General features: G+C 59.1%; 10 protein-coding genes. 4 read left to right on the forward strand and 6 right to left on the reverse strand.

From position 1 onward, the window contains the following. Window positions 1-281: 281 nt before the first annotated feature. Together BN1124_RS14295 and dbpA are read right to left on the reverse strand one after the other, a co-directional pair. Entirely contained in the window at window positions 282-572 is a 291-nt protein-coding gene (locus tag BN1124_RS14295) for a YkgJ family cysteine cluster protein (RefSeq protein ID WP_033131438.1), read from the reverse strand. A gap of 114 nt (window positions 573-686) precedes the next feature. After that, window positions 687-2,066, reverse strand: a complete 1,380-nt coding sequence (gene dbpA, locus BN1124_RS14300; RefSeq protein ID WP_042643005.1) for an ATP-dependent RNA helicase DbpA — start codon at window positions 2,064-2,066, stop codon at window positions 687-689. Between the two features lie 549 nt (window positions 2,067-2,615). On the opposite strand from dbpA, the gene BN1124_RS14310 reads away from it, so the two are divergent. Together BN1124_RS14310 and BN1124_RS14315 are read left to right on the forward strand one after the other, a co-directional pair. Then, a complete protein-coding gene (locus BN1124_RS14310) occupies window positions 2,616-3,821 on the forward strand; it encodes a NupC/NupG family nucleoside CNT transporter (RefSeq protein ID WP_033131435.1) in 1,206 nt (401 codons plus the stop codon). A gap of 127 nt (window positions 3,822-3,948) precedes the next feature. Beyond that, window positions 3,949-4,539 carry a lipid-binding SYLF domain-containing protein gene (locus BN1124_RS14315; RefSeq protein WP_042643009.1) on the forward strand — a complete coding sequence of 197 codons (591 nt, stop codon included), beginning with the start codon at window positions 3,949-3,951 and terminating at the stop codon, window positions 4,537-4,539. A gap of 114 nt (window positions 4,540-4,653) precedes the next feature. Here the strand turns inward: BN1124_RS14315 and BN1124_RS20505 are convergent, their stop codons facing one another. Beyond that, window positions 4,654-8,451, reverse strand: coding sequence for a beta strand repeat-containing protein (locus tag BN1124_RS20505; RefSeq protein ID WP_048822962.1), 3,798 nt, complete (start codon window positions 8,449-8,451; stop codon window positions 4,654-4,656). Between the two features lie 548 nt (window positions 8,452-8,999). Next, complete coding sequence (locus BN1124_RS14335) at window positions 9,000-9,452, reverse strand: YaiI/YqxD family protein (RefSeq protein WP_042643011.1); 453 nt, start codon at window positions 9,450-9,452, stop codon at window positions 9,000-9,002. A gap of 105 nt (window positions 9,453-9,557) precedes the next feature. Here BN1124_RS14335 and zntB point away from each other — a divergent pair, with 105 nt between their 5' ends. Together zntB and BN1124_RS14345 are read left to right on the forward strand one after the other, a co-directional pair. Then, entirely contained in the window at window positions 9,558-10,550 is a 993-nt protein-coding gene (gene zntB, locus BN1124_RS14340; RefSeq protein ID WP_042643013.1) for a zinc transporter ZntB, read from the forward strand. Window positions 10,551-10,559: 9 nt separating this feature from the next. After that, a complete protein-coding gene (locus BN1124_RS14345; protein ID WP_042643015.1) occupies window positions 10,560-11,078 on the forward strand; it encodes a mechanosensitive ion channel domain-containing protein in 519 nt (172 codons plus the stop codon). Between the two features lie 42 nt (window positions 11,079-11,120). On the opposite strand, the gene BN1124_RS14350 is transcribed toward BN1124_RS14345, so the two are convergent. Then, the gene (locus BN1124_RS14350; protein ID WP_033131762.1) at window positions 11,121-11,369 is read right to left on the reverse strand and encodes a hypothetical protein; all 249 of its coding nucleotides are present in this window, start codon (window positions 11,367-11,369) and stop codon (window positions 11,121-11,123) included. Window positions 11,370-11,571: 202 nt separating this feature from the next. After that, entirely contained in the window at window positions 11,572-12,093 is a 522-nt protein-coding gene (locus BN1124_RS14355) for an MltR family transcriptional regulator (RefSeq protein WP_042643027.1), read from the reverse strand. Between the last annotated feature and the right edge of the window lie 52 nt (window positions 12,094-12,145).

Genomic DNA, 12,145 nt, shown 5'->3' on the forward strand with positions numbered 1-12,145 from the left:
AGGTGGAACCTTTGGTGGCGCGGATGATAGCAGCAACGTTTTATTAACTGCAATAAAACATAGCATGCCACTCCATGGCCGGATGCCGAGCCAGGCGGCGGTTGGCAGAGTGCGGCAGAGCCCGGGTTAGCCGGGGCTCGTCTGGAAAGGAGCCTCGTTATTGACCGCCAGGAGGGGCGGCCTTGTCGATGCAGTCGGGTTCACCCATCTCGAACTCGCGGTAGATGAGGGGCGCACCTCATGGAGGCGGCACATCAGATGATGGGTGATCCATTAGGGGGTTAGTTCAGCGTGATAAACCACTTGTCCCGCTCGTCGATGCAGTCGGGTTCACCCATCTCGAACTCACGGCAGATTAAAGGGCGTACCTCGTAGATGCGGCACATCATGGTGTTGCGATCCAGCGCCGCACACCAGCCATCTTCCAGCCGGTGCATCACGGGCACCTGTCCCTCTATCTCGTCCACGTAGCGATCCGGCACGCCGGTATCGGTAAATAGCATCACTTCGAGGCGGCAGCAGCAGGCTTCGCAGTTCTGGCAGCTGACCTCGGCTTGGGGTTGTTTGTTCATCTCTGTTGTCCGTGCTATGGGGTGGCACATTCCTGATAAAAAACAGGCGCCTGCAAGAGGCGCCCGTGCTGTGGTCAGTGAGAAGTCGGGCAGCTACGCCGCCCGGCGCCTTCTTTAACCCAGTTTGCGGGCGCGGTAGGTGCGCCCCTTGATCTTGCCTTCCTGCAACCGCTTGAGGGCGGCGCTCGCTACCTGACGCTTGACCGCCACGTAGGAGTATTGCTCGGAGATCTGGATCTTGCCGACGTCGCTGCCAGCAATGCCGCCTTCGCCGGTCAGGGCGCCCAGGATGTCGCCGGCCCGTACCTTGCTCTTGCGACCCGCGTCGATGGAGAGAGTCGCCATCAGCGGTGCTATCGGTTTGATCTCGCGGCCAATTTCGCTCAGATCCCCTTGCGGGATGGGAGCCTGCTGGTACTCCTCGATCAGGTTGACGCGCTGGGCTTCGTTCGGCTGATAGAGGCTCAGGGCCAGGCCTTGCTGGCCGGCACGACCGGTACGACCGATGCGGTGCACGTGCACCTCGGGGTCATAGGTCAGCTCGTAGTTGATGACGGCGCCGAGCTCCTTGATGTCGAGGCCGCGGGCGGCCACATCGGTGGCCACCAGTATGGTGGCGCTACCGTTGGCGAAGCGTACCAGTACCTGATCCCGCTCGCGCTGCTCCAGATCGCCGTTCAGCGCCAGCGCCGAGAAGCCCTTGGCGGCCAGGTGATCGGCCACGTCGTTGCAGGCGCGCTTGGTGTTGCAGAACACCACGCAGGAGCTCGGCTGATGGTGGCTCAGCAGCCAGGTGAGGGCGTCGAGTCGCTGACCGGCGGGCACTTCATACAGCTTCTGCTCGATGGCGCTGCCTTCGTGCAGGGACTCCACGCTTACCTCGACCGGGTTGCGCTGCACACCGCGGCTCATCTGGGCGATCCCTTCCGGGTAGGTGGCGGAGAACAGCAGGGTCTGGCGGCGCTCGGGGGCATAGCTGATGACGCGGTTGATGTCTTCACCAAAACCCATGTCCAGCATGCGATCCGCCTCGTCCAGCACCAGCGTCTCCAGGCTGGACAGCTCCAGGGTACCCTGCTCCAGATGCTTGAGGATGCGGCCCGGGGTACCGACGGCGATGTGGGCACCGAAGCCCAGGGTCGCTGATTGCGGTGCGGTGGGGGTGCCGCCGCACAGGGTCACCAGCTTGACGTTCGGCAGGGCGCGGGCCAGGCGACGGATCTCCTGGGCGACCTGATCCGCCAGTTCGCGGGTCGGGCAAAGCACCAGCGCCTGCACGTCGACGCGGTTGACGTTGAGCCGGGAGAGCAGGCCGAGGGCGAAGGCGGCAGTCTTGCCGCTGCCGGTTTTTGCCTTGGCGATCAGATCTTTGCCGTCGAGCACCAGGGGCAGGCTCTGGGCCTGGATCGGGGTCATCTGCAGATAACCCAGGCTGGCGAGGTTCTCCAGCAGGGCGGGAGAGAGGTTGAGGCTGCTAAATTCGCTGTTGTTCACAAGAGGACTCTATTTCGGGAAAACGGGCTGCGCTGTGCGCAAGGGCGCGCATTATACCAGAGAGTGCCGTCGCATGGGATGGATTGTGGCGGATTTTTGAACGCCTGCACCTGCCATGGGGGCAGGCGCCGCTGCGGAGGGATCGAAAGTGCGGGTGAAAATGCCGCAGGCCCGGCATCGCAGGCCATATTATCGCCAGCGACTAATTATGCGCAAAATAGATAAACGTTTTTCACCCTTTTTGATTAAATATAATGATGCAGAGCCTGCCATTGCGGGCATGGCAGTGAACAGAGTCACAGTGCAATTTATGGGGATATATAGTCTGAAATTGATTAACTAAAATACAACTGTATGTTTTGTATATAGTATTTATAGTTATTCCGGCTGATAGGTGACCACGCATGATGATTAATTAATTTAAAAACGTTTGTATTATTTCGCGTGCATATTTTTACCGCAGATTGTGATGGCTATCTGATTTTTAAATACGCAAATCACTATGATGGCGCCGGTCAAAAAATTACAACTCACTCAGGTGCTACTGGTATGGAATACGTTCACTTTGTGCTCGGACTCGTGATGGTCCTCGCTCTGGCGTTGCTGGCGAACCGCCACAACTGGAAACAGATCAAGCTGCGCTATATCGGTCAGCTGCTGGTGGTGGAACTGGCGCTGGCCTGGTTCATGCTGAACTCCGAAGTGGGTCTGGCGGTGGTGGGTGGCTTCGCTGCCGGCTTCACCAAGCTGATGGAATTTGCCAAACAGGGTACCGACTTCGTGTTCGGTGGCCTGGTTAACGAGGGGGCCTTCTCCTTCTTCCTGATGGTACTGATGCCCATCGTCTTCATCTCAGTGCTGATCGGGATCCTGCAGTACATTCGCCTGCTGCCCATCGTCATTCGTGGCATCGGCACCGTACTGGCCAAGATCAACGGCATGGGCAAGCTGGAGTCCTTCAACGCCATCAGCTCCATGATCGTCGGTCAGTCCGAGAACTTCATCGCGCTCAAGAACACCTTGCCGCACCTGAACGAGAAGCAGATGTACACCCTGGCGGCGACCGCCATGTCCACGGTGTCTATGTCCATCGTCGGTGCCTACATGCAGCTGATCGAGCCGCGCTACGTCGTGGCCGCCCTGGTGCTCAACATGTTCAGCACCTTCATCGTGTTGTCGCTGATCAACCCCTACGAGCCGGATAACTCGGTCACCGACATCAAGGCCCTCGCCGAAGGCGACGAGCACCACAGCCCGAAGAAAGAGAACTTCTTCGAGATGCTGGGCGAATACATCATGGCCGGTTTCTCCGTCGCCGTGATCGTGGCTGCCATGCTGGTGGGTTTCATCGCCCTGATCGCGCTCATCAACTACCTGTTCGAGGCGGCGTTTGGCGTCAACTTCCAGTACGTCATGGGCTACATCTTCTACCCCATCGCCTGGATCCTGGGTATCCCGAGTGGTGAGGCGCTGCAAGCCGGCTCCATCATGGCGACCAAGCTGGTGACCAACGAGTTCGTGGCCATGATGGATCTGGGCAAGATTGCTGCCGAACTGTCCCCGCGCACCGTAGGTATCCTCTCTATCTTCATGGTGTCGTTCGCCAACTTCAGCTCTATCGGCATCATCGCCGGTGCGGTGAAGGCGCTGAACGAAGAGAAGGGCAACATGGTCTCCCGCTTCGGTCTGAAGCTGGTGTACGGCTCGACTCTGGTGAGCCTGCTCTCCGCCGTGATCGCCGGCATCATGATCTGATTCATCTCATCATCATGCTGATAAACCCCTGCCCAGGCAGGGGTTTATTTTTTCCAGGCTCGGAACTTTTCTATTTTATCCTGCTCTGAACGACTGAATAAAAATAACCCAGACGAAGGAGAGCAGGATGAGATGGTGGATATGGGGGCTCGTTGCCCTGCTGGCCGGCTGCGCCGCCAAGGGGGACACGCCGGAAGAGAAGCGCGGTTACGTGCAGGGCATGCGGGAACAGGTGCTGACCGAACTCTATCAGGAGAAGGCGAGCATCCGCGAGGAGGTGCAGCAGGCCAAGGGCTACGCGGTCTTCTCCAGCGTCAACAACAGCCTGATCTTCGTCAGTGCCGGCAGCGGCTTTGGCATGGTGAGAGACAACCAGAGTGGCAAAGACACCTACATGAGCATGGCCAATGCCGGTGTGGGACTGGGTCTTGGCATCAAGGACTTCAGGGCCCTGATCCTGTTCAACGACGCCGATGCGCTGAAACACTTCATCGAGGTGGGCTGGGAGGCCGGCGCCCAGGCCGATGCGGCGGCGCGCTCCGGCGACAAGGGCAGCGAGCTGTTCAATACCACGGGCAGCACCAATGCTAAGAAGGTGACCGTCTATCAGCTGACCCAGAGCGGTCTGGTGTTGCAGGCCACCCTGCAGGGCTACAAATACTGGGCCGATGACGAACTCAACGAGCCCGGCCCGGCAACGGTGCAGGCAGTGCAGTGACTCTCGTGTGTGCCAGATTGCTAAACCCGGTTGACCGCACCAGAGAGATAAAATGAAAGGGCCGCCAGAATTGGCGGCCCTTTTGCTTATGTAGATTGGCTGGCTATGCCAGATTTACAAGCTCAAGGTGTTACTGGTTACTCCATTTAGTTCAGCCGTGAAGTGGCTGTTACCGTTAAGCAGGAACACATAGGTATTACCCAGTCCCAGAGTGAGCAAGCCACCATTTATTTTCCAGATCACACTGTTGGTGATGTTTTGCGTACTGCCATCAGAGTAGTGGCCTATTGCGGTGAAGGTAATGGTACTTAGCAGCGGAGATAAGTTCAGTCCGCTCTGGCTGATGACGATGCTGGTCAGCACCGCATTACTGACGACTACGGGGTGGCTGGCAGGTGTACCTTGCACGTTGACACTGACGTTGGCACTCCCCGGTACCACCCCGGTGGCAAGCCCGGTCGAGGTGACCGTGAATACGCTAGGATCGCTGCTCTGCCAGTTGGCTTGTGCAGTGACATCCAGCGTCGTCAGGTTGCTGAGGGTGGCTGTGGCCTTGAGCTGTGCAGTGGTTCCCGCAGCCAAGGGGTTGATGGGATCAATGCTCACGCTGACTACCACCGCGTTGGACACGGTTACCTGCACAGTTGTGCTTTGGCCATCCAGCGTTGCTGTGATGGTCGCTGTGCCTGGCAGTACGCTGGTAACCAACCCGGTGTTGAGGCCGACGGCGGCAACAAGGGGGTTATTACTGGTCCAATTGACATTGGTCGTGACATCCACACTCGCGCCATTGCTGTAAATACCGTTGGCGGCGAGTTGACCGGTCAGGCCCGCGGCCAGGTTCAGCGGTGGTACCGTGATGGTGAGTCCACCCAGGTTGAGGACCGCGCTGGTGACGGTGACCGACACAGTTGCACTCTGACCGCTCAAGGTACCGGTGACGGTAGCTGTTCCCGGTTGCACGGCAGTGACCAGCCCCGAGTTAAGGCCTACGGTGGCAGCAAGGATATTGCTACTGGTCCAACTGACATTGGCGGTCACATCCCGGCTGCTGCCATCGCTGAAGCTGCCTGTGGCACTGAGCTGACCGGTCAAGCCAGCTGCCAGCGACAAGGGCGGGACACTGATGGTCAGGCTACCCGGGTTGAGGGTGGCATTGGTGACGGTGACTGACAGGGCTGCGCTCTGTCCATCCAGACTACCGGTAATGTTTGCGGTACCGGGAGCGACGGCGGTAACCAGGCCGGTATGGAGACCAACGGTTGCCACCGAGGGGTTATCGCTGATCCAGCTGACGTCGGTGGTGACGTCTCTGGTGCTGCCATCGCTATAGCTGCCATTGGCGGCCAGCTGACCGGTCAGACCGGCTGCCAGCGTCAGGGGCGGTGTCGCGATGGTGAGTCCACCCGTATTGATAGTGGCATTGGTGACGGTGACCGACAGGGTGGCGCTCTGTCCATCCAGACTACCGGTAATGTTGGCGGTACCGGGAGCGACGGTGGTGACCAGGCCGGTATGGAGGCCGACGGTTGCCACCGAGGGATTATCGCTGATCCAGCTGACGTCGGTGGTGACGTCTCTGGTGCTGCCATCGCTATAGCCGCCATTGGCGGCCAGCTGACCGGTCAGACCGGCTGCCAGCGTCAGGGGCGGTGTCGAGATTGTGAGTCCACCCGTATTGATAGTGGCGTTGTTGACGGTGACCGACAGGGTGGCGTTTTGCCCATCCAGACTACCGGTAATGTTTGCGGTACCGGGAGCGACGGCGGTAACCAGGCCGGTATGGAGACCAACGGTTGCCACCGAGGGGTTATCGCTAATCCAGCTGGCGTCGGTGGTGACGTTCCTGGTGCTGCCATCGCTATAGCTGCCATTGGCGGCCAGCTGACCAGTCAGACCCGCTGCCAGCGTCATGGGTGGCGTCGTGATGGTGAGTCCGCCTGCATTGATTGTGGCATTGGTGACGGTGACCGACAGGGTAGCGTTTTGGCCATCCAGGCTACCGGTAATGGTCGCAGTACCAGGGGCAACGGCAGTGACCAGACCCGTTTGACTGACGGTTGCTATGGCAGGATCACTGCTGCTCCAATGGACGTTGGCGGTGACATCGGCACTTGACCCATCGCTGTAGGTACCGCTCGCGGTCAGCTGGCTGCTCAGACCGTTAGCCAGTGTCAGTGGCGGTGTCGTGATGGTGAGCCCACCAGCATTGAGGGTGGCATTGGTGACTGTAGCTGACAGGGTCGCAGTCTGACCATCCAGAGTGCCAGTAATAGTCGCGGTACCTGGGGTAACAGCAGTGACCAGGCCGGTCAGGCTGATGGTTGCAACAGCGGGATCGCTGCTACTCCAGTGAACATCTGCCGTGACATTCTTGTTGGAGCCATCGTTATAACTGCCAGTGGCGGAGAGCTGTTTGGTCTGGCCCGCAGCCAGAGTCAGAGGCGGCACAGTGATGGAGAGCCCGCCAGTTGTGAGGGTGATGTTGGTTACCTCCAGTCTGACGGTGTTGCCGGTCACGTTCTGGAACTTGGCCGAGATGATGGTATCCCCTTCACTCACGGCGGTGGCTTCACCCTTCAAATCAATGGTGGCGACTCCGATGACGGAGCTGTCCCAATCCACCTGATCGGTCACATCCTGTGATGAGCTGTCGCTGAAGGTGGCGATGGCCTGGAACTGTTGTTTTGTCCCTTTGGGGAGTGAGCTGGTGGCTGGGGTGATCTGGATGGCAGTGGTGATGGCATTGGTGATGGTGAGGGTCGCACTGCGGCTGATGGAACCCAAGGTTGCAGTGATAGAGATCTGACCTGTGGATTTTCCAGTCACCAGCCCCAGGCTACTGACGCTTGCGACTGAGGCGTCGCTGCTGCTCCATTGCACCTGATCCGAGACATTCTGGCTGGAGTTGTCAGTGAAGGTAGCGATAGCCCGCAACTGAGTTTTGGTGCCGAGGGCGATCGAACTGACTGCGGGAATGACCTGCAGAGTCTTGAGACTGGCGTTGGTGATCTTGACGCTGGTGCTGGCCGTGACCCCAAGCAGGTTGGCGGAGAGCGTGGTAGAGCCCGTGGCGACGCCGGTCACCAGCCCTGTGTTGTCCACGGTCGCGACAGCGGTGCTGCTACTCAACCAAGCCACTTGAGAGGAGACATCCTGCACGCTCTTGTCGTTAAACGTGGCCACGGCAGTCAAGTGGGCCTTGGTGCCTTTGGCGAGTTGGAGCTTGGCGGGGGTGATCTGGATCTTGCTGATGGTCAGATTGACCGATGAGACGTTGGTATGGCCTGTGATGCCTTGTACGGTCGCGCTGACGATGGCATCGCCGAGGGCAAGAGCCGTCAGTTTCCCCTTGGCATCGACTTTCAAGACGGTCGGTTTGTTGCTCTGCCAAGTGGCTTGGGTGGACACATCCTTGGTGCTGTCATCGGAAAAGGTGGCGATGGCCTGTAATTGCAGTGACAAGCCTTTGGCTAATTTCGCGATAGGCGGGATGACGGTGATCTTGGTGGCAATGGCATCGACGATGGTCAGCTCTGACTTGTTGCTGGTGACCCCCTGATAACTTGCCGTAATCTCCGTTGCACTGACTTTGAGCGTTTTGACCAGTCCTTTCTTATCGACGGTAGCAACATTGCTATCCGAGCTGCTCCAGGTGGCCAGGTCAGTGATGTCGGCTGTAGTGCTGTCGCTGTAGGTTGCGATGGCCAGATATTGGGTGCTTAAACCGAGTGGTGTGCTGGGGTTGACTTCGGCGCGCGCCTTGGTGCCTGCAGTGTCTGCAGAGATGTCGATCCTGGTCAGCGTCTTGGCTGCGGGATCTGTGGGCGTGGTCGGTTTGCTCCCGCCTCCTCCGCCCCCACCGCAGCCGAATAAGAGGAGAGTCAGAAACAGTGAGAGAAATATATTCATTGTTCTATTCATGGGTATTCCCCTTGGATATCCGTGCTCATTGAGGATGACGTTTACATGTATTTTGCTGAGGGGCAGGCTGCACAAGAACAACATCTCTCTGCGAAGCCAGATATGGGTTAATCCATAAGGTATTGAATAATTACTAATTAAGTTATTTTTTAACCTGATTTAAAAACCACAAAGCATATGTGTCCTTTAAGCTGCTGTTGGTGGGAAAACATAGAGTGATATTTTTATCATTTGCGTTTGTTAATATGTCTAGGCGAGGTTTCGAGGTATTTCAATTTCTATTGATATAATTAAAAGTATGTTTTTTGACATTTCAGCCACAAGGCGGCCCCCATGAGGTCAGCGAAGGGATGAGAGATGGCATCGTCGGGCCGGTCGGATGCCTGGGTGGTGGCGGGGGAGGTGGGTGAGAAGGCTGGTGATGCTATGGCGAAGGTGCCGAGAGGCAAGCCGGGGATCCTTGGCTTGCCCTGTGGTGGTGTGCTGAAAAATTTATCTCAATGCGTCAGATTTTTGCTGAGCGAGGGGGCCTGATCTCAGCTCAGTTTTCCCTTCTGCAACCACTTGTCCAATGCGTTGGCGAAGCGCTGCTTGTCGGCGGCGTTGAAGGGGGCCGGGCCACCGGTCTGGACCCCGGCCGAGCGCAGCTCTTCCATGAAGTTACGCATGCCGAGCCGCGCCTGTATGGTCTCGCGGGTGTAGATCTCGCCGCGGGGATTGAGGGCTTCGCCACCGGCGTCGATCACCCAGGAGGCGAGCGGAATGTCCCCCGTTATCACCAGATCCCCCGGCATGACCTGCTGGGCGATGACATGATCCGCCACATCGAATCCTTTCTCTACCTGCTGGGTCTTGATGAAGGGAGAGGGAGGCACTCTGAGCCCCTGATTGGCCACTAGCGTGGTGACCACCTGGGCACGGTGGGCGGCGCGGTAGAGGATCTCCTTGACCGGGAGCGGGCAGGCATCGGCATCAACCCAGATGGGCATGGCATGGCTTCCTGTGTCTGAAACGAGGGCCGTATCTTAACACGGCTGACGCAGGGGCACCGCCATGAGGCTGAGTCGGGCCCGGCTTTCGTGTAAGCTGGCTCGATGAACCGAAGCGAGAAGGATGAATGGATGGATCGGGTGCCCAGTGATGTGATTTATGGCCTGACCCTGGATGGCAAGGGGGGCATGCAGCCGTTGGCGGCGGGGAGCGAGATCCCGGGACCGCAACCCAGCTGGTTGCACCTGGACTACGGCAATCCGGAGGCGGCCCGCTGGTTGCTGCAGACCCCTTTGCTCAACGAGGCGGTACGCGAGTCCCTGCTCGGCAAGAGCAACAGGCCCAAGCTGGTGCGGATGGGGGAAACCGTGCTGCTGATCCTGCGCGGCATCAACCACAACAAGGATCACAGGCCCGAAGAGATGGTGGCACTGCGCATCTACATCACGCCGGATCTCATCATCAGCAGCCGCCGCCGCCCCCTGCTGTCGGAGACGGATGTCTTCGAGCAGCTGAAACTGGGTGGGGGGGCCGACTCTCCCGCCGACTGGCTGGTGGAGATCTGCGACGCCCTGACCGACAGGGCGGGGGAATTTGTCGAAGTGCTGCACGACCAGATCCTGGATCTGGAGGAGATGGTGTTGCTGCGGGATCTGCCCGCCAATGGCCGGCTGGCGTTGATCCGCAAGCAACTCATCATGATCCGCCGCTACCTCTCCCCCCAGCGAGATCTGGTGGCCCGCCTCGCCAACGAGAAGATCAGCTGGCTGGATGAAGACGACAGGCGTCGCCTGCTCGACATCGCCGATCGCTTGCGGCGCTGGCTGGACGATCTGGATGCCGGGGTTGCCCGTACCGCCGTGCTGGCCGACGAGATCAACAACCTGATGGCGGAGGCGACCAATCGTCGCGCCTACCAGATGTCGGTGATGGCGCTGTTGTTCCTGCCTGCCAGCTTCCTGACCGGCCTGTTTGGCATCAACCTGGGAGGGATCCCGGGGGCCGAGAGTCCGACCGCTTTCTGGATCTTCTGTGGATCCTTGTTGGCGCTGGCGACCGGGCTGGCCATCTGGCTCAAACACCGGCGCTGGTGGTAAGGAGCACGCATGACAACATGGGAATCTTTTGGTGTGACCCTGCTGCTGTTGCTGGGCCATACCCTGATCCGCAGTCTCATCCACAAGAGTCTGCTGGCGTTGGCCCAGTCCAGGCAGGTGAGCGAGAACCGGGTGCTCTACGTGGAGCACGTGTTCCACTTCCTGCTCGGCTGCGCGACCCTGCTGATCCTGGCCGGGGTCTGGGGGCTCGACTTCTCCCGGCTGGTGGTGCTCGCCTCTTCCTTCTTCGCCGTGCTTGGCGTCGCCATGGTGGCGCAATGGTCGATCCTCTCCAACATCACCGCCAGCATCACCATCTTCTTCGCCTTCCCCTACAAGATTGGCGACAGGATCCGCATCCTCGACAAGGATGATTCGGTCACCGGTGTCATCACCGAGATAGGCCTGTTCTATGTCCGGGTGCGGGATGATAACGGCGATCTGGTCACCTATCCGGCCAACCTGATCCTGCAAAAGCCGGTCAGACGGCTGGAAGGCAAGGGCGTGGAGCCGACGCAACCGGAATGAAAAAGGCTCCTCACGGAGCCTTTTTTCTCACTCGATAGCGTCTCAGCGCTCGTAGAAGCGGTAGAGATGCTCGACCTGAATAGGGCAGTCGGCCACCCTGTGGATATGTTCCCGTGCATCCTCCTCCGAGGCGAATCTCACCGGGCAACCCAGGGTATCCGTCATCTCGTACAGGCGACCATCCTGGCCACGAAACTCCACTAGCCAGCCCGGAAAGGCGATGTCGTGCAGGATCTCGGCCTCCTTGAAGCGGCCTTGCTGATTCAGGGTGCGCAATTCGCTGACCGTCATGACATCCTCCTATGACCCATGGCGCCACCCTCAAGTCTAGTCGCCAGCCTGCGGTCCGGCTGGGGTCAGGGTCGTTAATGGCCGTTCACCGGCAATAGGGTTTCAGATGGAGGGTTCCGCTCACGAATGTCGGGGGATGGGGCGAGTCGTGTCACGAGATGAGGTGCAAAGAGGCGGCGGTCGGTCGGGCCGACCGGCCTGATTAGATGGGACTCTCTTTGTGGAGCTCGGTGACGCAATCGGTCACCGCCAGCACCAGGGCCGAGCGCACCACCTGATCGAGCCGGTTGAGCTGCATCTGGTAGAGGGGCCAGTCTTCCTCGTTGGCCGGGGGCTCCTGCGGCATCATGCTGCCTTGACTGAGGCAGTGCAGGCGCTCGAGCAGGTGGCGGATGGGCTTGTCGCTGAAGCGGTAATCCTTGGGATCGCGTACCAGCAGATCTCGGGTCTTCAAATAGAGCTCGAGATCCTGATAACGCTCGAGAGAGATGAGGCCGAGGGCGAAGATGAGCTTGAGGCGCACCTCCAGCTGGCCGAGGGGGCCGCTCTGGTTGAGCAGGGGTTCGATGGCGTATTTGACGGCATACTCCTCCTGGCGGAACGCACGCCGCATCAGGGAGTCGACCGCCTCTTCCAGGATGGTCACGACCTCGAGGAAGAAGCCGCGGGGGCCATCCTGCTCGTTCAGTCGTTCCAGTACTTCATCTTCCTGGTGTGTGGTCATAAGGGCATTGGGTCCAGCTGACAGGGAGAGAGTCAGCCTCTCTCCCGGTTTT

The organism is Aeromonas eucrenophila, from assembly GCF_000819865.1.
GTDB classification, from domain to species: domain Bacteria; phylum Pseudomonadota; class Gammaproteobacteria; order Enterobacterales; family Aeromonadaceae; genus Aeromonas; species Aeromonas eucrenophila.